This window comes from Streptomyces sp. NBC_01304 (assembly GCF_035975855.1).
GTDB lineage: Bacteria > Actinomycetota > Actinomycetes > Streptomycetales > Streptomycetaceae > Streptomyces.
Genome location: NZ_CP109055.1, coordinates 875200 through 897043, shown reverse-complemented (window position 1 = coordinate 897043; position 21844 = coordinate 875200). Strand labels below are relative to the sequence as shown.

At 70.5% G+C, this 21844-nt stretch carries 15 protein-coding genes; 5 read left to right on the top strand and 10 right to left on the bottom strand.

Features of this window, described 5'->3' with window-relative positions:
* Positions 1–4: 4 nt before the first annotated feature.
* The 6 genes from OG430_RS03875 to OG430_RS03850 form a co-directional block, all read right to left on the bottom strand.
* Complete coding sequence (locus OG430_RS03875) at positions 5–1834, bottom strand: IucA/IucC family protein (RefSeq protein WP_327350964.1); 1830 nt, start codon at positions 1832–1834, stop codon at positions 5–7.
* Positions 1831–3039, bottom strand: a complete 1209-nt coding sequence (locus OG430_RS03870) for an ATP-grasp domain-containing protein (protein WP_327350963.1) — start codon at positions 3037–3039, stop codon at positions 1831–1833. Before OG430_RS03870 ends, OG430_RS03875 begins: the two co-directional genes overlap by 4 nt.
* A gap of 125 nt (positions 3040–3164) precedes the next feature.
* A complete protein-coding gene (locus tag OG430_RS03865) occupies positions 3165–4184 on the bottom strand; it encodes an ABC transporter substrate-binding protein (RefSeq protein ID WP_327350962.1) in 1020 nt (339 codons plus the stop codon).
* A 56-nt stretch (positions 4185–4240) separates the two neighbouring features.
* Positions 4241–5101, bottom strand: coding sequence for an ABC transporter ATP-binding protein (locus tag OG430_RS03860; protein WP_327350961.1), 861 nt, complete (start codon positions 5099–5101; stop codon positions 4241–4243).
* A 31-nt stretch (positions 5102–5132) separates the two neighbouring features.
* The gene (locus OG430_RS03855; protein ID WP_327350960.1) at positions 5133–6194 is read right to left on the bottom strand and encodes a FecCD family ABC transporter permease; all 1062 of its coding nucleotides are present in this window, start codon (positions 6192–6194) and stop codon (positions 5133–5135) included.
* On the bottom strand, positions 6191–7159 hold the full coding sequence (locus tag OG430_RS03850) for a FecCD family ABC transporter permease (RefSeq protein WP_442816688.1): 969 nt from the start codon (positions 7157–7159) through the stop codon (positions 6191–6193). The genes OG430_RS03855 and OG430_RS03850 overlap by 4 nt, the downstream gene beginning before the upstream one ends.
* A 209-nt stretch (positions 7160–7368) precedes the next feature.
* On the opposite strand from OG430_RS03850, the gene OG430_RS03845 reads away from it, so the two are divergent.
* Positions 7369–8229 (top strand): iron-sulfur protein, encoded by an 861-nt coding sequence (locus OG430_RS03845; RefSeq protein ID WP_442816687.1) that lies wholly within the window; start codon positions 7369–7371, stop codon positions 8227–8229.
* Positions 8230–8232: 3 nt separating this feature from the next.
* On the opposite strand, the gene OG430_RS03840 is transcribed toward OG430_RS03845, so the two are convergent.
* Positions 8233–8880 carry a GntR family transcriptional regulator gene (locus OG430_RS03840; RefSeq protein ID WP_327350957.1) on the bottom strand — a complete coding sequence of 216 codons (648 nt, stop codon included), beginning with the start codon at positions 8878–8880 and terminating at the stop codon, positions 8233–8235.
* Between the two features lie 594 nt (positions 8881–9474).
* On the opposite strand from OG430_RS03840, the gene OG430_RS03835 reads away from it, so the two are divergent.
* Positions 9475–9903, top strand: a complete 429-nt coding sequence (locus OG430_RS03835; protein WP_327350956.1) for a VOC family protein — start codon at positions 9475–9477, stop codon at positions 9901–9903.
* A gap of 64 nt (positions 9904–9967) precedes the next feature.
* On the opposite strand, the gene OG430_RS03830 is transcribed toward OG430_RS03835, so the two are convergent.
* Complete coding sequence (locus tag OG430_RS03830; RefSeq protein WP_327350955.1) at positions 9968–10549, bottom strand: class I SAM-dependent methyltransferase; 582 nt, start codon at positions 10547–10549, stop codon at positions 9968–9970.
* A gap of 147 nt (positions 10550–10696) precedes the next feature.
* Here OG430_RS03830 and OG430_RS03825 point away from each other — a divergent pair, with 147 nt between their 5' ends.
* The 3 genes from OG430_RS03825 (at position 10697) to OG430_RS03815 (ending at position 16022) form a co-directional block, all read left to right on the top strand.
* Positions 10697–11584, top strand: a complete 888-nt coding sequence (locus OG430_RS03825; RefSeq protein WP_327350954.1) for a hypothetical protein — start codon at positions 10697–10699, stop codon at positions 11582–11584.
* 236 nt (positions 11585–11820) lie between these two features.
* Positions 11821–14265, top strand: a complete 2445-nt coding sequence (locus tag OG430_RS03820; protein WP_327350953.1) for a PQQ-dependent sugar dehydrogenase — start codon at positions 11821–11823, stop codon at positions 14263–14265.
* A 2-nt stretch (positions 14266–14267) separates the two neighbouring features.
* Positions 14268–16022: a ThuA domain-containing protein gene (locus OG430_RS03815; protein ID WP_327350952.1), complete on the top strand. Its 1755-nt coding sequence runs from the start codon at positions 14268–14270 to the stop codon at positions 16020–16022.
* A 130-nt stretch (positions 16023–16152) separates the two neighbouring features.
* On the opposite strand, the gene OG430_RS03810 is transcribed toward OG430_RS03815, so the two are convergent.
* Positions 16153–17613, bottom strand: a complete 1461-nt coding sequence (locus OG430_RS03810) for a serine/threonine-protein kinase (RefSeq protein ID WP_327350951.1) — start codon at positions 17611–17613, stop codon at positions 16153–16155.
* 127 nt (positions 17614–17740) lie between these two features.
* Entirely contained in the window at positions 17741–21565 is a 3825-nt protein-coding gene (locus OG430_RS03805; protein ID WP_327350950.1) for a CARDB domain-containing protein, read from the bottom strand.
* Positions 21566–21844: the final 279 nt, after the last annotated feature.

Here is a 21844-nt window from a genome sequence, read left to right as displayed (position 1 = left end):
CCGATCACACTCCGCGCAGCAGGTAGTTGGGGCCGGTGGTGTAGTGCTTGTTGATGTCGGCCGCCCCCGAGCGCTCCTTGCTGAGCAGGGTGCCCGCGGTGACCATCGCCTTGACGGGCAGCCGGTCGGCCTGGAGGACTTCTTCAAGGAGTACGCTGCCGGGCTCGCCCGGACCGGTGCCCAGGCGGGCGACGGCCTCGGCGAGACGGTCGCGCACGAGGCCGAGCAGCCGGTCCAGCGGGGCGCGCCCGTGCCCGGCGAGGCCGAACGCGTAGGCGCCCGCGCACAGATGGACGGTGATGGTGGTGAACAGGGCGACCGCGGCTTCGTCGGTGTCGCTGAAGGTCCGTGCGTCGTCGAAGACGTCCACGCCGGGGGCGTCGTCGCCGAGGGCGGCCTTGAGCCGGACGGTGTTGATGCGCGGCCCGTCGTTGTCCTTGAGCAGCAGCCGCATCCGGGTGCCGCCCTCGTGCTCGTCCAGGACGAGGGAGATGTTCTGCTGGTGGGACTCGAGGGCGATGCCGTAGCCGAAGAGGGTGGTCTGCCAGTCGAACAGCAGGGTCAGGCAGGCGTCCAGGAGGCGGACCGGGTCGCCCGCGTAGAAGCGGTCGGCGAGGTGGTCGATCAGCAGCCGGTCGCCGGGGGCCCGGCTGAGCAGCGCGGCCATCGGCAGCACCACCGCGTCGTCGAGACCGGCGGGGTAGGTGCGCAGCAGGGCGGCGAGCAGTTCGTGGCCCGCGTGGGCGTAGCGGGTCTCGTCGGCGTGCAGGACCACGCCGTGGAAGCGGGGTTCGCGGGCGACGACCGTCTCGATCAGGCGCTGGCCCGCGGCGCCGTCGACGAGGGTGCCGGGCTTGATGGTGCGGCGGTTGCGCAGCCCCAACGTGGCTGTGGCGAGGGGCAGTTTGAGGTGGACGGCGGGGTCCTGGGCCAGTGCGACGGTGCGCATGGACAGGGTCGGCACGACCACCAGGTAGGGCTGCTCGGCGAGCACCGCCCGGTCGTCGAGACCCGCCGCGCGCAGGGCGTCGTCGAGGGGCGCTCCGACGCTCAGGGGGTGCACCGGGAAGGCCAGATGGGTGGCCTCCAGGTGGGGCAGGCCGAGGTCGGCGGGAGAGGGCCAGAAGGCGGGCCGGTCCCGGTCGAGGCCCGGCAGGGTGAGGGCATCCTTCGGCAGGGCCAGCCAGCGCAGCTGGAAGCGGGGATGGAACTCGGGCGCGTAGGCCCGCAGTTGGTCGTCGCTCAGGCCGGAGCGGCCGCGGGCCGTCGGGTAGACCGGGTGGTCGAGATGGGCCGCGAGGGTGTCGTACGCCAGTGAACGGGCAAGCCCCGTCCAGGCGGCCGGGTCTCCGCCGTGTCGGGTGGTCAGCTCGGCGGTGACCTCGGCGTGCACCCGCTGGTGCAGGCGCATGGTGGCCAGGGTCTGGCGGCACTCCTCGGCGAAGGCGTCGAAGCCGCCGCGGTCGACCGGTTCGGCCAGTGTGCTCAGCGCGGCCAGGATGGCGTCCAGATCGGTGAGTCGGGTCCCGGTCGGCTCGTGGTGCAGCAGGGGCAGGCGGGCCGCGTACTCGCTCTGGAAGCCGTCGTCGACGACCGGCAGCAGCAGCGCGGTGCCCTCGTGGGCGGTCAGCCGCAACCAGTCACCGTCGTCGAGCCGCACCTTGTCGCTACGGGTGCGCAGGCCCACGACGTCCTCGCGCAGCAGCGCGCTGAGCACCCGCAGGACCAGATCGGCCTCGGCCGTGTCGTCTCCGGCGACCGCACCGGCCGGGTCGGCGTCGTCCGGTGCGGTGCGGGGAGCGGCCACCTTCCCGAGCGTGGCCGGGGCCGTCATGAGGTGATCTCCCAGCGCTGGGCGGCGAGGAAGTCCGCCACGACCCGGTCCACCGTCGGCTGGTCGGTGCCGGTGGCCCGCAACACGCCCAGGTAGTCCCGGTTGGTGCGGTGCACCTCGTGCCGTTCACCGACCGTACGCAGCGGCCGATAGGTCAACTGCACGCCGTCCACGGTCAGATCGCACGCCCCCGGTGCCTCGGTGAGGGTGCCGGCGCGCTCGGCGCAGGGGTAGTCCAGGCGGGCCCGGCCGTCGGTGCGCGCGTCGAGCCGCTCGGGCAGCGGCTCGCCCAGATGCGTACGCAGGATGTGGTCGAACAGCGGGATGTCCAGGAGCTGCGCGAGCAGCAGGTCGCACTGGTCGCCGATGGCCCGGTAGTTGACCTCGATGATGCGGGCGCGGCCCTCGTGCACCACGAACTCGGTGTGGCAGGCGCCGAAGCCGACGCCCAGGGCGTCGAGTTGGGCCAGGACCTGCACGGTGATCGGCTCGGGGTGCGCGGGGACGAACGTCAGACGCTCCTCGATGAAGATCGGGGGAGCGGAGATCTCGGTGTGGAAGCCGCCGAGGACGTGGCGCCGGTCGTGGTCGCCGAGCGTCTCCAGCGTGTACAGCTCGCCGGGCAGGTACTCCTCGACGACGAGGGCGGCCTCGGGGCGCCGCGCCTGGATCTGCTTGCACTGCAGCTGCAGGTCCTCGAGGTCGTCGACCAGGACGACGTCCTCGCTGGCCACGCCCTCGCGGGGCTTGACCACGCACGGGTAGGGCACGGGGAGTTCGGCGAGCGAGGCAGGGGAGCGGCCGGCGGGCAGTTCGGTCGACCAGACCGTGTCGACGCCCTCGGCGGCGAGGTGGCGGCGCATGTGGGCCTTGTCCTTGGCGCGCAGCGCGGCGCGCCAGTCCTTGCCGGGCAGGCCGAAGTAGTCGGCGGCCAGGGCGGCCTGGGTCTGCAGATGGTCGCTGTTGGTGAAGACGGCGTCGGCGCGGTGGTGCGTGGCGATCCGGGTGATGACCGCGCGGAAGTCGCGGACGTCGCACTCCAGGATCTCGACGCTTCTCGCACAGTCGAGATCCCGGTACGCCCGTTGGTGCAGGCCGGGTTGGTCGGTGAGCAGGGTGACGTCGAGGCCGAGCCGCGCGGCGGCGGGCAGGAAGCCTTCGGTCACCGAGTCGGTGGGGTTGAGTGCGAGCAGGTACAGCCGCATGGGCTGAACCCCTTCCGGATCGGGGGAGCGGGCGAGGGTGATGTTGCGGGAGCGCGCTGGTGCGGCGGCAGAGCGGACGGGGCCGGGCCGCGTCGGGGGAGTCGCGGCCCGGCCCCGTGGCGGAGCTACTGCTGGGGCAGCTCGACGCCGGTGGCCTTGGCGACGTCCTCGAGCATGTGCTCGGCGGCCTGGACGCCGATGCCGGACATCCACGTCTCGTCCGGGACGGTGTAGACCTTGTCGTTCTTGACGGCCTTCAGGGACTTCCAGACCGGGTTGGACGTGACGTCCTTCTGCTTGGTCTTGGACGGCTCGTCGGCCAGCGTCACGAAGACCAGGTCGGCCTCGGCCTTGTCGATCTGCTCGGGGCTGACGTCGAGCATCGTGACCTCGGGGTCGGTCGAGGACTGCGACTTCGGGCGCGCGAGGCCGATGTCGTCGAGCACGACGCCGCTGTAGGCGGACTTCTGGTAGAGGCGGGTGGGGCCGGCGACGAAGCGGACCACGGAGGCGGTCGGCATCTTGCCGTCGTACTTCTTCTTGATGGCCTCACCCAGGGCCTTGGCCCGGCCCTCGTACGCCTTCAGCCTGTCGTCGGCCTGCTTCTCCAGGCCCAGCGCCTTGGCGTGGACCTTGAGGTTCTCCTTCCACGGCCCGCCGGTGGTCTCGGTGAAGACGGTGGGGGCGATGCCCTTGAGCTTGTCGTAGACCTTCTCGTGGCGGACCTTGGAGGACAGGATCAGGTCGGGCTTGAGGGAGGCGATCAGCTCCAGGTTCGGCTCGAGCAGCGGGCCGACGTCCTTGGCGCCCTTGACCTTGTCGCCGAGGTATTCGGGGAAGCCGCCGGCGGTCTTGAAGTGGGGGGAGACCGCGCCGACCGGCTTGATGCCGAGCATCGTCACCGAGTCCAGCTCGCCGGTGTCAAGGACGACGACCTTCTTGGGCTGTGCGGTGATCTCCGTCTCGCCCATGGCGTGCTTGATCGTCCGCGGGAAGGCGCCGGCGGTCGCGCCGGCGTTCTCCTTGCCGCCGGTGTCGTCGGCCTTGTCGCCGCCGCAGCCGGTCAGCGCGGTGGCGCCGATGGCGAGGGCGGCGAGAGCGGTGCCGAGGCGGCGCAGGCCGCGCGGGGTGGTTCTGGTGGACATGAGGGTTCTTTCTTGTCGGCGAGCGGAGTGGGGGTAGGTGCGTGGGGGGTGGGCGGTCAGGCAGAGGGGTTCTGCCGGGCCGTCCTGCTCTTGGGGACGACCAGCGGGGTGCCGGTCTCCGGGTCGGGGATCACCCGGCAGTCGACGTCGAACACGGACTTGACGAGCGCCGCGTCCAGGACGTCCTGCGGTGCGCCGGCCGCGGCCAGTTCGCCGTCCTTGAGGACGACGAGGTGGTCGGCGTAGCGGGCGGCCTGCCCGAGGTCGTGCAGCACCATCACCACGGTGCGGCCGGCCTCGGAGTGCAACTCGGCGACCAGATCGAGGACATCGAGCTGGTGGCGCAGGTCCAGGAAGGTCGTGGGCTCGTCGAGCAGCAGCAGGTCGGTGTCCTGGGCGAGGGCGAGCGCGATCCAGGCGCGCTGACGCTGGCCGCCGGAGAGCTGGTCCACGGGCTGCTCGCGCAGGGCGGCGGTGCCGGTACGTGCCAGCGCCGCCTCGACCGCGGCCTGGTCGGTGGCCGACCAGGGGCTCAGCAGCCGCTGGTGGGGGTAGCGGCCGAGCCGGACCAGCGCCTCCACCGTGATGGCCTCGGGGGTGACCGGCTGCTGGGGCAGCAGGCCCATGCGGCGGGCCAGCGAGCGGGCGGACAGCCGGTGGATGTCGGTGCCGTCCAGGGCGACGGTGCCGCCGGCCGGGGCGAGCAGCCGGGTCAGGCCGCGCAACAGGGTCGACTTGCCACAGGCGTTGGGGCCGACGATGGCGGTGACCTTGCCGCCGGGGAGCACCAGGTCCAGGCCGCCGACGACGACGCGGTCGCCGTAGCGCAGGTCGAGGCCGTGCGTGGACAGCTCGTTGGGCTGCGCCGCAGCCTCGGGGGCGGCGTCCTGCTCGGGGATGAGCTGCTTCGAGGTCATACGGAGCTCCTGGTGGTGAACTGCGGGACGGTCATACGGAGCTCCTGTTGACGGGCATGCTCTGACGGAGCATCAGCACAAGGAGCCAGGGGGCCCCGAGGGTGGCGGTGACGACTCCGACGGGGAGCCCCTCGACCGGCAGCAGGTGCTGGACCACCAGGTCGGAGGAGAGCAGCAGGACGGCGCCCACCAGGCAGGTCAGCGCGGTGGTCGCGGCGGTGGGCGGGCCGGTGACGAAGCGCACCAGGTGCGGCACCGCGAGCGCCACGAAGGCGACCGGGCCGGTCAGCGCCGCGGCCAGGGATGCCAACGTGATCGCGGTGAGCAGCAGTTGGAGCCGGGCGGCGGAGACGTTGATGCCGAGGGCGCCCGCGGACTCGTCGCCGAGGTCGAGGACCGCGAGGCGCCGGTGCAGGACGAACACGGCGACCAGCGCCAGCGCCATGGCGGCGGCCGCGCCGCCCACCTCGGTCCAGGTCCGCCCGTACAGGGAGCCGGTCGTCCATTGCAGGGCGGCGCCGGCGAGCTCGGCCGGGAAGCGCACGACCATGAGGTTGACCGCGGCGGCGAGGCCGGCCTGGACGGCGAGGCCGACCAGGACCAGGCGGGTCACGGTCAGGCCGGAGCGCCAGGCGAAGACGCCGAGCAGCAGCGCGGCGAGCAGTCCGCCGCCGAGTGCGCCGAGGGGGATGAGCGAGGCCGAGGCGCCGGCGGCCAGCAGGACGACCGACCCGAAGGAGGCGCCGCCGGTGATGCCCATGACATCCGGTGAGGCCAGCGGATTGCGGAACAGGCGCTGCAGGACGGAGCCCGCCACGCCGAGACCGGCTCCGGCGATCAGTGCGGCCGCGAGGCGGGGCGCGCGGAACTCCTGGACCACGAACACATCGCCCTGGTCGCCGAATCCGAACAGGCCGCGCAGGGCGACGGACGGGGCCATGTCCATCTGGCCCTTGGTGAGCGAGATCAGCGACAGGGCAAGCAGCGCCGCGCTCGCGATCACCGCGAGCAGCAGGACGCGCCGACGCCTGCGGACGGGCGCGCTCACCGCTCGTACGGGGGTGGTGGTCAGGGGCTTGGCGAGGTCGGTCATCGGGCCACCTTCCGGGCGAGCAGCGCGAGCAGGGGCGCACCGAGGAAGGCGCTGACGATGCCGACCTCCAGTTCCGAGGGGCGGATGACGATCCGGCCGAGCACGTCCGCGGCGAGCAGCAGGATCGGGCCGGCGATCAGGCAGCCGGGCACCAGGTAGCGGTGGTCGCCGCCGAGGATGGGGCGGACCAGGTGCGGGGCGGCGAGGCCGATGAAGGCGATGGGCCCGGCGACGGCGACGGCGGAACCCGCGAGCAGCGCGACCGCGACGGCTCCGGCCAGCCGGATGCGGGCGACCGGCACTCCGAGCGCCTGGGCCGAATCGTCGCCGAGGGCCAGGGCGTTGAGTGCCGGGGTGACGGCGAGGGCGAGCACCAGGCCGATCACCAAGGTGGGCAGCACCGGGTAGAGCACGTCGAGGTGGCGCTCGGCCAGGGAGCCGGCCAGCCAGAAGCGGGCCTCGTCGAGGGTGCGCTCGCTGGCGAGCATGACGGCGGAGGTCCAGGACAGCAGCACGAGTTGGAGCACCGTGCCGCCCAGGGCGAGGCGGACCGGGTCGATGTCACCGGCGCGGCGGGCCAGCGCCAGGGCGAAGATCATGGCGGCGGCCGCTCCGGCGAAGGCGAACCACACGTACTCGATGGGCTGAGTGAGCCCGAAGGCGTAAATCGCGACAACAACGGCGAAACCGGCGCCCGCGTTGATGCCCAACGTGGTCGGTGAGGCAAGCGGATTGCGGGTGATGCCCTGCGCGACCGCCCCCGCCACGCCGAGCGCCGCGCCCACGGCGAGGCCGACCACCGTGCGCGGCAGCCGGAGCCCACGGACCACGATGGCGTCCCTTCCGTGCGCATCGCCGAACAGGGCGTCGACGACGGTGGACAGCGGAATCGACCTGGCCCCGAGGGCAAGGCTCAGCGCGGCGCACAGCGCCAACACCGCCACGCCGACGAGGAGTAGCGGGATCCGGCGGGCGGATACGGAGGGAGAACCGGCGATGACGCCCGGTGCGGACTTGGACACGACCAGGACTTTAGGTTAGGCATACCTAAGTCTGTCAACTTGCCATGAACTCGCCCTCGGGCCTTGATCGAGAATCTAGCAGGATGTAGTTAAGGTGAGCCTCACCTAATGATGACTTTGGTGGAGGGGGATCGGTGAGAACAGCACCGGCCATGCTCGCGCCCGCCCTGGCCGAAAATGGCTCCCGGCCGCTGACCGGGACGTATCAACTCCTGCTGCGCGCCTGCGAGTCGCTGCGCGTCGAGCTGGTCGACGCTCGGGTCGATGGGGCTGACACCTGGGTCGATGGAGCCGAGCTGACGGCCCGCCCCGAACTCGTCGACGCCTTCCTCCAGGCCGAAGTAGCCCGAATTCAGCATGAATTCGGGCATACGCCGCGTATGGATGTGGCTGCCTCCCGGCTGATGCACCACTACCTGTGGTCCGTCAGCCTGCTGATGAGCGGCCCCTGGTATCTGGCCCGTCGCGTCCCGCGAGTGCGCCCGCGCGATGTATACGTCCACCTCCCGACCGCCGATCTCGCGTTCGCCCCTGGCGGCTTCGCCTGCCTGCCCGACGACCCGGCGGCCGCACTCCCCGGCGTCAAGGTCGTCGCCCACGAGGAGGCGCTGCGGGCCGAACTGCGCTCCGCGGTCGCCGACCACATGCGCCCGCTGCTTGCCGCGGTCGGTCCTCACATGCGCCGCGGGCCGCGCGCCCAATGGGGCATGGTCGGCGACGACCTCGTCTCCGGCATCTGGTACCTGGGCCGCATGCTGGGACAGGAAGAACGGTCCGTACGCGCGGCCACCGAGCTGCTGCCCAGCGGCATCGCACCCTTCCCGGCCGGCGCCGACTTCCGGCGGCTGCGGGGCAGCGAGGGCCGGTCGCACCTGACCCGCACCCGGGCCGGCTGCTGCCTCTACTACGCCATCCGCCCCTCGGCCGAGTCCGGCCGGCCGACTCCGCAGGCGTGCCTCACCTGCCCGCGCACCTGCGACGCGGAGCGCGTGCGCCGGCTGGAGGAGGAGTGAGCGTCACTCTCCGAAGAGGTGGCGCACCGTGGAGCGGTAGTTGGTCCGCACATGGGACAGGCTGGCCGCGCGAGCCCGTTCGCGGTCGCCGGATGCCACCGCCTCGTACAACTCCTGGTGCTCGGCGAGGAGTTGCGGCCACTCGGCGTTCTGCCGGGTGAGCCAGCGCAGGCGGCCCTCGACTGGTTCCATGACCGAGGAGAGCAGGCCGTTGCCCGCCAAGCTCAGGATGCGGTCGTGGAAGCGGGTGTTGGCGTCGGTGATCCGCTCGGCGTCCCCGCTGCGGGTCGCGGCCGCCGCCACGTCGAGGAGGTCCGCCAGGCCGGCCAGGTCGCCGGGGGTGCAGCGTTGGGCGGCGAGTCCGGCGGCGTACACCTCCAGTGCCTCGCGCAGTTCGAAGAGCTCGGCGACATCGGTACGGGTGAGCCGGCGCACCACCGCCCGCCGTGCGCTCTCGAAGGTCACGAAGCCCTCGCCGACCAGGGCTCTGACGGCCTCGCGCACGGGCACCCTGGACACCCCGAAGTGCTCGGCCAGTTCACGTTCGACGAGGCGGTCGCCGGGGAGCAGGCTCCCGGTGACGATGTCCTGCCGCAGCCTGGCCAGGACACGCTCACGCACGGCGCCCAAGGGCTGATCCACGGTGGTCATGGCCCCATCATCGCCCAGCCGTCCGCTGTCGGGATGGGCCGGTCGGGGACGGATCAGGCTGATGCGTACCGGGAGGCCCTCTCGCACCACTGGTGCCGGCCCGCGCTGTTCCTCGCCGCACGGGAGCAACTGGCCGGTGCAGACGACGCGTTGACCAGACGGTATGCGGACGACGTCGGCGTTCTTGTCGTACACCGCCGCAGTGGAGGCGGCGTACTCCCTCTCGCACGACCGGATGTCGTTGGAGCTTCCCAACAGGCGTTGCGCGAGGTGATTGAGACGGGCGACGTCCGGATCGTGCCGTACGTCGTACTCCGCGGGGGACGGCAGGGCCGAGGCCGACAGCGCCCCGTACTCCGTTGCCCGGGCCGACTCGGCCTCGTGGAAGACGGTTTCGGCTGCGGCCCAGGACCGGACCCTGCCCGTGCCCGGCCGGGAAGCCGGTAGTTCCGTTGAGCCCGTGAACGCGTTGAACGCTTGCGCGGTGGTGAAATCCCGCCCGCCGCAAGCCGTCCGCCCACCGGCAATTCTCCCGGCATCATGCGGGTCCAGCTGGGGAAATGAGGAGCAGAATCACCCTGGTAGGGTGCGCCGATGCCGTCGATCAAGCAGTTCCAAGTCACCTTTGACTGCGCGGAACCGGAGCGTCTCGCCCACTTCTGGTGCGAGGTGCTGGGGTACGTCGTACCGCCACCGCCGGAGGGCTTCGCCACTTGGGACGAGTACAAGCTTTCACAGCCGCCGGAGCAGCGGGATTCATGGTTCGCCTGCACGGATCCCTCAGGTGTTGGCCCGCGGCTGTACTTCCAGCGCGTTCCCGAGGGCAAGGCCGTCAAGAACCGGGTGCATCTCGATGTGCGGGTCGGCACCGGGCTCGTGGGGGAGGAGCGCCTCGCCGCACTCGAGGCCGAATGCGCGCGGCTGGTCCCTCTCGGCGCGGTACACGTGCAGACGCTGTATGACGGCAACGATGCGTGCATCCCGATGCTGGACATCGAGGGCAACGAGTTCTGCATCGACTGAGCGCCGGCGGAACGGCATCGACCGAACGACATCGACTGCGCACCAGCGGACCGGAGCGCAACCCTCAGGCCCGGTACACCAGGAGGTACCGCCAGAGCGGGAGCCTGCGCAAGGTCGAGCCGGGCAGCAGGCGGGCGGCTTCGGCGCGGGTCTCGGCGTACGTCAGCGGGGGCGGCCAGACGATCGGGACCTGCACGGCGGGAGCGGGGCGGTGCCGGGTCAGCAGGCGGTCCGCCTTGAGCAGGGCCCGTGCGGGGAGGGCTGCCACGAAGTCGGTCGCCGTCTTGACCGGATAGAGCCCCAGCACCGCGAGGACCCCGCCCGGGGCGAGGGCGCTGCGTAGCGACAGCACGGTGTCGAACGGCATGTGGTGGAGGCTGGCCAGGCAGGAGATGAAGTCGTAGTGCGCGTCCGGCAGTTCCCCCGCGCGCACGTCGACCTGGCGGTAGCGAGGCCCGCCCCCGGCCCTTCGCGCTGCGGCGACCACGTCCGCGTCGGGGTCCACGCCCTGGGTGTCCAGACCCCGCTGCGCGAGCAGCCGCGCGAACCGCCCCGTCCCGCACCCCACGTCCAGTGCCGTCCGAGCCCCGTCCGGCACCTGCTTCAGCAGCAACTGGTGGTAGTGGTCATTGAAGTTGACGGCCATGCGGCCGGACCCTAGCCGCTCCCGTCGTCAGCCGCTCCCGTCGTTCGCTCGACCACTGTTCTCGAACGTTTTCGGAGTGTGACGCGTCGTTGTCGTGCGAGGTCGCCATCGTGGAGGCGGCCGGTAGGGATGGGGCGGAGGATCGACATGAGGGGCTTCAAAGGGTTGGTGGCCGCAGCTGCGGTGCTGGTGACGCTCAGCGCGTGCAGCGGGGTAACGGTCGGCGACGACCTGGTGGTCGAGAGTCCGGGCAAGGGCGGCGAGGAGGGATCCACTGCGCCGTACGACGGGCCGCTCAAGGCGAAGACGCCCGAATGGGTCGTAGAGGACAGCCCGTTGGAGGGCGGCGGCGCGTCCCTGCTGACCCTCGAGTGTGCCGGCGAGCTTTTCGAAGGTGGTCCCGGCAACTACGGAGGGGGCGACTCGGGCGGAGAGAGCTCGCCCGACGCCGCGTTGCAGCAGCATCTGTCCGCGAGCCAGATGTGGCGCATCACGCCGGAGCGCGGCTACCGGGTGGAGCGGCGCAGCGGCAATCGCGTCCTGTTCTCGTACGACGTCGGGGGCCGGACCCGTGCCGCGGTGATCGTCGCCGAGAACCTGAAGGGCAAGGACGGCTGGATCGCGGAGACGTACGCCCTTTGCGATCCCTCGGAGTTCCGCGCGGCCGAGCGGGCCGACCTGGACCTGCGGGTGTGGTCCGACGAGCAGGGCCGGCCGGTGCCCACGACGAAGGTCAACAGCTCGATGGGGCCCAAGCACTGCGACTGGCAGTCGGTGGAGATTCTGCATCTGGGCCGGGACAAGGCGCAGCGGCAGTACTTCCGGGACCCGGAGGCCAAGTTCGCGGGCAGCGACTTGCTCAACTCCCGGTACGAGGACGACGTGCCCATGCCCGGCGACGCCACGGACACCGGATTCCGGTACCAGGGGCGGGAGTTGTGGCTGGCCGGCGACAAGAAGGACGCCTACGTCCGGGTCGACGGTGACCACGTGGAGCGGTGGCCGGGGGCCAAGGAGCGGATCGGCTGCGCCTGATTCCCGGCCCGCGAGCGGCCGAACGGAGACAACCGCGCCATTTTGACGGGGCCTTGACAAATTCCGGCGGCTTCGCCAGCATGCAAGAAGCTCGCAGCAGTATGTAATTCCCATAGAAGTTGTTGAAATATCCGGCAGTTGTCGCCCGAGCCTGGGTACTGCGGCATGCCTGCCGGACAGCAAGCGCGGCCGGCGCGCGCCTTGCCTGACACCCCTCACGTCAGGAAGGAAGCTTCATGTCTGCACGCCCTCATGCGGTGCTGAAGTTGGCCGCAGCCCTCGCGCTGTTGCTCACCGGAGCCGTCGCGGCGCCGGCCGGCAGCGCGCCGCGGGACATCCCGCCGTCCGACTACCAGCAGGTGCAACTGGCCTCGGGACAGGCCGAGCTGGGGGAGCCGATGTCCCTCGCGGTGCTCCCCGACCGCTCGACCCTGCACACCGCGCGCGACGGCACGGTCCGGCTCACCGACGCGGCGGGCAACACCAAGACCGCCGGGAAGCTGGACGTCTACACCCATGACGAGGAAGGCCTGCAAGGCGTAGCCGCCGACCCCGGCTTCGCCACCAACCGGCAGGTGTACCTGTACTACTCGCCGAAGCTGAACACCCCCGCAGGGGACGCCCCGGCCTCCGGCAGCGCGGCCGACTTCGAGCCCTTCAAGGGACATCTGAACCTGTCACGGTTCACCCTCAAGTCCGACGGCACCCTCGACCTGGGCAGCGAAAAGGTCGTCCTCGAAGTGGCCAACGACCGCGGCCAGTGCTGCCACGTCGGCGGCGACATCGACTTCGACGCGGCCGGGAACCTCTACCTGACCACCGGCGACGACACCAACCCCTTCGACTCGAGCGGCTACACACCGATCGACGAACGCGCCGACCGCAACCCGCAGTTCGATGCCCAGCGTTCCTCGGGCAACACCAACGACCTGCGCGGCAAGGTGCTGCGCATCAAGCCGACCGCCGACGGCGGCTACACCGTCCCCGCCGGGAACCTCTTCGCACCCGGCACCGCCAAGACCCGCCCCGAGATCTACGCGATGGGCTTCCGCAACCCGTTCCGGATGTCCGTCGACAAGGCCACCGGCATCGTCTACCTGGGCGACTACGGCCCGGACTCCGGCACCACCGACGCGAACCGGGGCCCCAGTGGCCAGGTCGAGTTCGACCGGATCACCGGCCCGGGCAACTACGGCTGGCCCTACTGCACCGGCACCAACACGACGAGCGAGACGTACAACGAGTACACCTTCCCCAGCGGCCCCTCGGGCGCCAAGTACGACTGCGCGGGCGGCCCGGCGAACAACTCGCTCCACAACACCGGCCAGGACAAACTGCCGCCCGCCCAGCCCAGTTGGATCAGATATGCCGGTGACGCCGGCTCGCCGCCCGAGTTCGGCGGCGGCTCCGAGTCCCCGATGGGCGGCGAGGTCTACCGCTTCGACGACAACCTCGACTCCTCGGTGAAGTTCCCCAAGGCCCTGGACGGGCGGTTCTTCGCCGCCGAGTACGGCCGCAAATGGATCAAGTCCATCGAGGTCAAGGCCGACGGCTCTCGCGGAGTGATCGAGGACTTCCCGTGGACCGGCACCCAGATCATCGACACCGACTTCGGCCCGGACGGCGCGCTGTACGTCCTCGACTACGGCACCGGCAGCGGCAACCAGGCCCTGTACCGCATCGAGTACATCGGCGGCAGCAACCGCAACCCGGTCGCCAAGGCCGCCGCCGACAAGACCTCCGGGGCCCTTCCCCTCACCGTGAAGTTCTCCTCGCAGGGCAGCGCCGACCCGGAGGGCCAGCCCCTCACCTACGCCTGGGACTTCGGCGACGGCGCCACCTCCACCGAGGCCGATCCCACACACACGTACAGCACGAAGGGCACCTACCACCCGACCCTCACGGTCAAGGACCCGGAAGGCCTGACCGGCAGCTCCAGCCTGGTGGTCACGGCAGGCAACACCGCACCGACGGTGAACCTCCAACAGCCCGCCAACGGCGGCCTGTTCTCCTTCGGCGACACCGTGCCCTTCACCGTCGACGTGAGCGACCCCGAGGACGGCACGGTCGACTGCGCCAAGGTCAAGGTCACCTATCTCCTCGGCCATGACAGCCACACCCACGCCATCACCTCGAAGAACGGCTGCTCCGGCACCCTCACCATCCCGGCCGACGGCGAACACGACAGCGCCGCCAACCTCTACGGAGTCTTCGACGCCGAGTACACCGACCAGGACGGCCTGACCGGCCACAGCGTCCGCACCCTGCAGCCGCGCCACCGCCAGGCCGAGCACTTCGGCGCCCAGTCCGGCATCCAGATCGCCGGGCACGGCCCCGCCGAGGGCGGCAACACCGTCGGCTTCACGGACGACGGCGACTGGATCTCCTTCGAGCCGTATACCCTCGCCAACGCCACCAGCCTGTCGGCGCGCGTCTCCTCCGGCGGCGCGGGCGGCACCATCGAGGTGCGAACCGGATCCCCCACCGGCACCCTGCTCGGCACGCTCACCGTGCCCGTGACCGGCGGCTGGGAGAACTTCACCGACGTCTCGGCGAACCTGTCCGGCGCACCGTCCGGTCCGACGAAGCTCTACCTCGTCTTCAAGGGCCCCACCGGCCAGGGCAACCTCTTCGACGTCGATGCCTTCACGTTCACCTCAGCGGCACGGAAGGGGCGTTGACCATGCGGAACTCCTTGCGCCAACTCCGCCGCGCGGCCGGCGCGTTCGTCCTCGCGGCGGCCCTGTCGGTACCCGTCGCCGAGGCCCGGGCCGCCGACCCGTACCAGGTGCTCGTCTTCTCCAAGACGGCCGGCTTCCGGCACGACTCCATCCCCGCCGGAATCGACGCAGTCCGCACCCTCGGCGCGGTTCACGGCTTCACGGTCACCGCGACCGAGGACGCAGGCGCCTTCACCCCTGAGAGCCTCGCCGGATACGAGGCGGTGGTGTTCCTCAACACCACGGGCGACGTCCTCGACGACAACCAGCAGAGCGCCCTCCAGTCGTACGTCGACGGGGGAGGCGGCTATGTCGGGGTGCACGCGGCCGCCGACACCGAATACGACTGGCCCTACTACGGTGACCTGGCAGGCGCCCGCTTCAAGAGCCATCCGGCGATCCAGCAGGCCACCCTCAAGAACGAGGACCGCACGCATCCCGCGACCTCGCACCTCGGCGAGACGTGGACACGTACCGACGAGTGGTACAACTACCGCGCCAACCCCCGGCTGAACGTACGCGTCCTGCAGAGCCTCGACGAAACGACGTACAGCGGCGGTGACATGGGGGACCACCCCATCACCTGGTGCCACGCACAGGGCTCGGGCCGGTCGTTCTACACGGGGCTCGGGCACACCGCCGAGTCCTACGCCGACAACGACTTCCGTACGTTGCTGCTCGGCGGCATCCAGTACGCGGCCGGAGCCGTCAGCGCCGACTGCACGCCCCGCCGGGGCGGCACCGAAGAGGGCTCGCCCGACGTGCACCTCTTCTATTACCCCTGGTACGGCAGCCCCGCGACGAGCGGCAGTTGGCGGCACTGGGCGCAGGGCGGGCACACCCCACCCGAGGACATCGGGGCCGATCTCTACCCGGCGCTCGGGCCGTACGACTCCGGCGACCACGAGGGGGCCGTCGCGCAGCACATGAAGTGGGTGGCCCGTTCGGGCGCGGGCGTCCTCGTCTACAGCTGGTGGGGGCGCGGCGGCTACGAGGACACCCTCGCCAAGGGAGTCCTCGACGCGGCCGAGCGCGAAGGCATCAAGGTGGCCTGGCACATCGAGCCCTATCAGGGCCGCACCGCCCAGTCCGTGGCCGACGACGTCACGTATCTCAACGAGCGGTACGGCAGCCATCCGGCCTTCTACCGCTCGGCCGCGCACGGCAACAAGCCCGCCTTCTACGTCTTCGAGAGCCTGAAGATCACCGACTGGGCTCCGCTCGACCAGGTCACCGGCAGCAACATCGTGCTCGCCCAGACCACCGACACCACGAAGATCGCGCACTTCTCCGGCCTGTACACCTACGACGGCATCGCGGGCGCCACCGCTCCCGGCTGGAAGCAGGCCGGCGACTACGCTCGCGCGCACGACCTGATCTGGGCGCCGTCCGTCGCGCCCGGCTACATCGACGACCGGGCCGTGCCCGGCAACACCACCCCCACCCTCGGCCGTGACAACGGAGCCGCCTACGACAAGCAGTGGTCCAACGCCCTCGCCCCCGCCATCGGCGGCTCGCCCACCTGGGTGTCGGTGACGTCGTTCAACGAATGGCACGAGGGCAGCTCCATCGAACCCGCCGACAGCACTCCGCCGGCCGGACACGACTACCAGACCTTCGACGGTGCGTACGGCACGACGGGGGAGGCGGCCGAGACGGCCTACCTGGACCGGACCGCGTACTGGGTCAAGCGCTTCGAGGAAGGAGCCGTCGACTAGTTCGTACGACCAGGTCGTAGGGGAGAAGCGGCCCCTGTGGCTCGCCCCATGCCGGGATGATCTCGGTGTGGGGCGAGGGGGCCTTGAGGACGGGCCCCAGCGATGCGGCCGGAGATCGTCCGCCGCTCGATCACTCAGCCACGGGACCGACCTCGATCTGGAGGGCGAACCGGCCGTTCTGGGTGTGGATCTGGGCCTGGACGATGGTCGGTTCGGTGTAGCCGTCCTTGGAGGTGACGGTCCAGGTGCAGCCGTTCGTCTTGGTCATGCACCCAGGAGTCATGGCGAGTTGGTGGTGCGAAATGCCCGGCAGCGCATTCATCCATGCTGACGCTGCTGCTCTCGGGGCGGTGCCTGCGCCCTGGTTCGAGTCATCGGGATCAGAGCGTCCCCCCACGTAGGTGACTCTCGCCCGGTCGCCGTCGGCACGGGCTTTGGCTGCCACGCTGAAGCCCGCCGGACGGCCCATTCCCTCGGCCGCACGGAGATTGTCCTGGTAGGCGTCGTTCCCCGTCTTGCCGCCCAGGGTCGCGTACAGCCCGTACGCGGTCGCCGAGGCCACAAGGGCCAGCGCGGCCGCACTGATCCACGCGGTACGACGGGATATTCGGCGGCGGGCCACGACGGGGGTCCCCGCAGGCTGCCCGGGCCAGTTCGCGGGATGCGCGGGCGGAGCCCCGGGCGATGCGACGGGCGGCTGTGCGGGAGCCGTGGGCCATGCGGCCGGGCTCGCGTGCGCCGGCAGGGGAGGTGGTGGCCCGGCCACCGGCCCCGGCGTGGCCACCTGGTCCAGCTGGGCCTGCAGCTGCTCCATCGTCAGGCGCGCGGCCGGTTCCTTGCGGAGCAGGCCCTCCAGCGCGGGGGCGAGAGACCCGGCCTGCACGGCAGGGGCCGGCTCCTCCGTCGCGACGGCGACCAGCACGGCGCTCGGGGCCGACCCCGCGAAGGGCGGGTGCCCCTCCACGGCGGTGTAGAGCGTGGCTCCCAGCGACCACAGATCGGATGCGGCGGTGGCCGGCAGACCTCGCACCTGCTCCGGCGCCATGAACGCGGGCGTACCCATGATCATGCCGGTGGCGGTGAGGGTGGCATCCCCCTCCAGGGCCGCGATCCCGAAGTCGGTCAGGACGGCCCGCCCGTCCTCCAGGAGGATGTTGGCGGGCTTGATGTCCCGATGGGTGATCCCCATCCGGTGCGCGGCACGCAGCGCGGCGGCCACCTGGCGCCCGATGTCGGCAACGTGCTGCGGGGACAAGGGGCCCTGCTTCTGCAGCAGGTCGTCCAGGGACCCACCCGTCACCCACTCCATGACGATCCACGGCCGTCCGTCCGCACCGGCTGTGCGGTCGTGGACGGTCACGATCCCCGGGTGCTTCAGCCGCGCGGCGGCCCGTGCCTCACGATCCAGCCGGGCGATCCAATTGGCCCGTTCCTCGGCCCTCAGATGCTCGGGAAGCCGCAATTCCTTCACGGCCACTTCCCGGCCCAGCTGTTCGTCGTGGGCGCGCCAGACCGCACCCATGCCGCCCTGACCGAGGAGGTCGGTCAACCGGTATCTGCCTGCGAGGAGTTGCCCGTGATCGTCGTCCACGGACGGAATATAGCCGGGCCGGTCGCGGCGGGCGGGGCCACCGGCCAGAGAGGGAAGGAGCGCGAACAACAGCCGCCCCGGGAACTCCCGGGGCGGCTGTTGTTCGCGGGTCGTCAGCTCCGGGCCGTCAGTTCTGGCACGGATTGACGGTGATCTTGAAGGTGCTGGTGGTGTTCTTGATGTCCTGGGCGTTGTCGCTGAGCTTCAGGCAGTTGAAGACGGCCTCGCCGACCGCCGGTCCCTGTCCCGCCTCGGCCATCTCGTTCGCCCAGATCCCGAAGCCGGACTTGGCGTCGAACTCGTCGCCGCTCTTGTGCGCTCCGGAGATCGAGATGTCGCTGAGGATGGTGTCCTTGACGGGGAACTGGGGCTGTCCTCCCACGTAGTTGGTCTGGAACATGATGCCGTGGTACGTCGGGTCGATGATGTCGACGTTGTTGACGCGGATGCCCTGGAACACCTTCGAGGCGGAGAAGAGCCAGATGCCGGGGAAGGTCTGGCCGTTCCAGAAGTGGCCGCCCGAGCGGTCGATGGTGACGTTCTCGACGGTCGTCGGATCCGTACCGAACCCGTTCATCGGGTAGCCGAAGTCCAGCGAGCTGATGGTGATCCCGGAGTAGACCAGGGTGTCCGCGATGCGGATGTTGCGGAAGGTGTTGTTGTAGCCGCCGTAGACGGCGATTCCCGCGGCACGCCAGGTCAGCAGGCTGGTGAGGTTCTCGTAGACGTTGTTCTTCATGTCGGCGCCGCCGGCGTCGATCGCCGAGAACAGCGCGAAGCTGTCGTCGCCGGTGGCCCGCGACTCGTTGTTGACGACGTGGTTGTCGGTGGAGCCGTTGGTCATGTTGACGCCGTCGGCGAAGGTGTCGCGGATCCGGGAGTTCTTGATGGTGACGCGGTCGGTGTTGGCGCCCCAGTAGAGGCACACCTGGTGCTCGTTCCAGATGTTGTCGATGGTCATGTCGGCGACGTTCGAGAAGTCGAAGACCTTGCCGGGGCCGTCGATCCGCGACGTGTAGTTCCCGAAGTACGAGAAGTTCGCGAAGGTCGAACCGTTGGCGCCGTTGTCGGCCCGGAAGCCGTTGTCGGTGTTCTCCTGGCCCGCCGGCGCGTGGAAGCGGGTGAACCAGGGGCCCGCGCCGATGATCTTGACGGGCTTTCCGTAGACCTGGAACTTGTTGGACGTCTCGTAGTCACCGGCCGGCAGATAGACGCCGACGAGCTTCCCGGTGGTGTCCATCCGGGCCTTGTCCAGCGCGTTCTGCACGTCCTGGTGGGTGAAGCCGGCCGGTACGACATAGGCGGCCGGGTCGGGGTTGGGGATCTGCGTGGCCTGTTCGAGGCTGACGAAGTCGATCGCGTACTTCGAGCCGTTCCCGGCGTCCTTCTGCAGCTTGATCTTGCTGCCCTTGGGGACGGTCCTCCCGAGCAGGACGTTCGCCTCGTCGTAGATGTGCCGCGCGGGCCCGGCGCCCGGCGAGTTGCCGGGACCGGCTTCGGCGCCGTACAGCCAGGCGTACTTGGAGGTCAGCGAGATGGACTTGAGGAACGTGCCGTCGACGTAGATGTTGAGGGTGTCGCTGGTCCCTCCGCCGCCGGGCGCGTCCGGGATGGAGAAGCGGGTCACCAGCGTGTTGGTGTCGGCCTTGGTGGTGAACTCCACCGAGGAACCGGTGTCGTTGAGGGTGACGGCCTTGCGGCCGGACGCCTCGCCGGCGAGGTCGCCCACCTTGCGGTTGGGGCCGATCAGCTGGGCGCCGCCCGCGAGGTTGCCTTCCTCGGCCTCGTACATGTCGTACGGCATGCTCGCGCCGCGGCCGATGAACAGCGGCTGCGAGCTGGAGTTGTTGTCGCGCTTGCCGGGGATCTCGTTGGCGTCGTCCGCGATGACGGTCTTCACCGTGTACTTGCCGTTGGCCGCCGTCCAACTGCCCAGCTCCACCGGGGAGGTGGTGGCGCCGGCCGCGATGGAGCCGCTGTGCGAGCCGGTGAGCGTCTTGACCACCGTGCCGCCCGCGTCGGTCACGGTCAGCTTGATGTCGTGGCTGCCGGCGGCGGAGGCCACCGTGCCTTGGTTCTTCACGGCGACCGAGAACTTCACCGCGTCGCCCGCGGCCGGTGCGCCGGGCGACCAGCTCACGGGGGAGGCCACGAGGTCGGAGCTGTCGACCGGCTTGATCACCAGGGGAGTCGGGCTGTTGTAGGAGTTGTTGCCCTCGTTCTCCTCGATGACCTTGTTCGCCTCGTCGACGACCGCGCTCAGCGGGTAGCTGCCCGCGCCGCGCGTACCGATGTTCGCGGTGACGGTCTGCGAGGCACCCGCGGCGAGCGTGCCGACGGGCGCGGTGTCGACCTTGGTGCCGCCCAGCTTGAAGTTGACGTCGGTGGCGGCAGAGGCGTCCGCGCCGCGGTTGTGGACCGTCGCCGACAGGGTGACGGCATCGGATTCGGTCGGGTTCTGCGGGGCGGCCGTCAGGCCGGTGATCTCCAGGTCCGGATTGGGCGCGGGCGTCCCGAGCACCTGGAACTCCGCGACCTGTCCGCCCGTGGCCCCGGTGTTCGCCGTGAACTTCAGTTGTACGTCGGCGACGCGCGCGGTCACCGGGATCGAGACGGAGTTGCCGCTCGCCGGATTGAAGGCGTAGTCCTTGGCTGCCACCAGGGAGCTGAAGGAGCTCGCGCCCTGTTCACGGCCCAGCACCTCGATGGTCTGGCTCCGCGCCGACCAGGCACTGTCGGGGTTGAGCTTGACGACGACGGAGCTCGTGTCGGCGTTGGCGCCCAGCTTTACCGTGAGGGTGTTCGGGTAGCTGCCGGGCGCGCCCTCCCAGTAGCTGCCGGTGCTGTCGTCGTTGGCGTTCGCCGCGACGTAGTTCTGTTGCACGGAGGAGGCGCTGATCGCCTTCCCCACCGCGAGGTTGGTGGCCGCGTCCGCGCTGTCGGCGCGGGTGACCGTGGGGCTCGCCGGTGAGACATTGCCGGCCGCGTCCTTGGCACGTACCGCGTACGCGACCGTCTTTCCGGCCTTCGGGGTGAAGGTGTACGCGGTCTTGGCGGCGCCGGTGCTCGCCAGGCGCTTGCCGTCCGCGTAGATGTCGTACCCGGTGACCTTGGTGTTGTCGGCGGACGCCTGCCAGGTCAGCCGGACCTTGCCGTGGTCGCGCGGGGTGAGGGCGGGGGCCGCCGGGGCGAGGGGGCGCTGGGTGTCGCCCGAGGGCTTGGCCCGGTGGAGGGTCTCGCCGTTGGGGGACTGATTGCCCGCGGTGTCGCGGGCGCGCACGAAGTACGCGGTCCTGGCGCGGGCCTGGCCGGTGTCCTCGTACGACTTCACGGTGGCGGGCAGGCTGGTGCGCAGCCTCCCGTCGACGTAGACGTCGTAGGCGACGACGCGCCTGTCGTCGCTCGCGCTCTTCCAGGTGAGGGTGGTGTGGCCGGCGCCGCCCTGGCCGAGGGTCAGGCCGGGCGGTGCGGTCGGCGGCCGGTTGTCGCCCTTCGCGGGCCCGTACACCTCGAGGCGGGGCAGCTGTCCGGCCGGCTTGCCGTCCTGGGTGGTGCTCAGCACCCGTACGTAGCGGGTGGTGGTGATGCCGAAGGCGATCGTGGCCCGCTGCTTGCTCGCGGCGCTGAACCGGTACACCTTCGGGGCGCTGAGATCGGTGAAGTCGCGGCCGTTGGTGCTGCCTTGGACCTGGATGAGGCGCTTGCCGGTCTGCCCGTCGCCGGGAAGGCGCAGCACGGTCTCGGCTATCCGTCGGGTCGCCCCGAGGTCCGTCTGGATCCACTTGCCGGAAGTGGTGGGCTTGTGGCCCCTGGCGAGGTCGACATCCGACAGTTCGATGCCGGGGTCGGTGTCGGCGGCGGCCGTCGCCGACAGCGAGGGCAGTCCCACCGCCGCGAGCGCGGTGGCGGCCAGGGCGGCGGTGGCCCGCCATCTCATGCGATGTCTGGTCATGGAATCCCGATCGTCCGCCTCGTCCGCAGGACGGTACGAGGCACGGCTTTGTGGTGTTTCCAGCAGGAGAGTGTCGCCGTCCCCAGAGCCAACTCTCCATTTCTTGCGTTCAGTTGTTGGAGATTGCCAGAGTCCAGTTGCGGGGTCCATGGTTTCGGCAGGGTTAATTGCCGTGCTCCTGACAGCAGTTGAGGCTCCTCGTTCGAGCGGAGGGACCGTCCCGGGGCCCGGCGTGTGGCCTTTCGGCCACCGAGTGAGAAGCGTTGACAACGTTGCTGC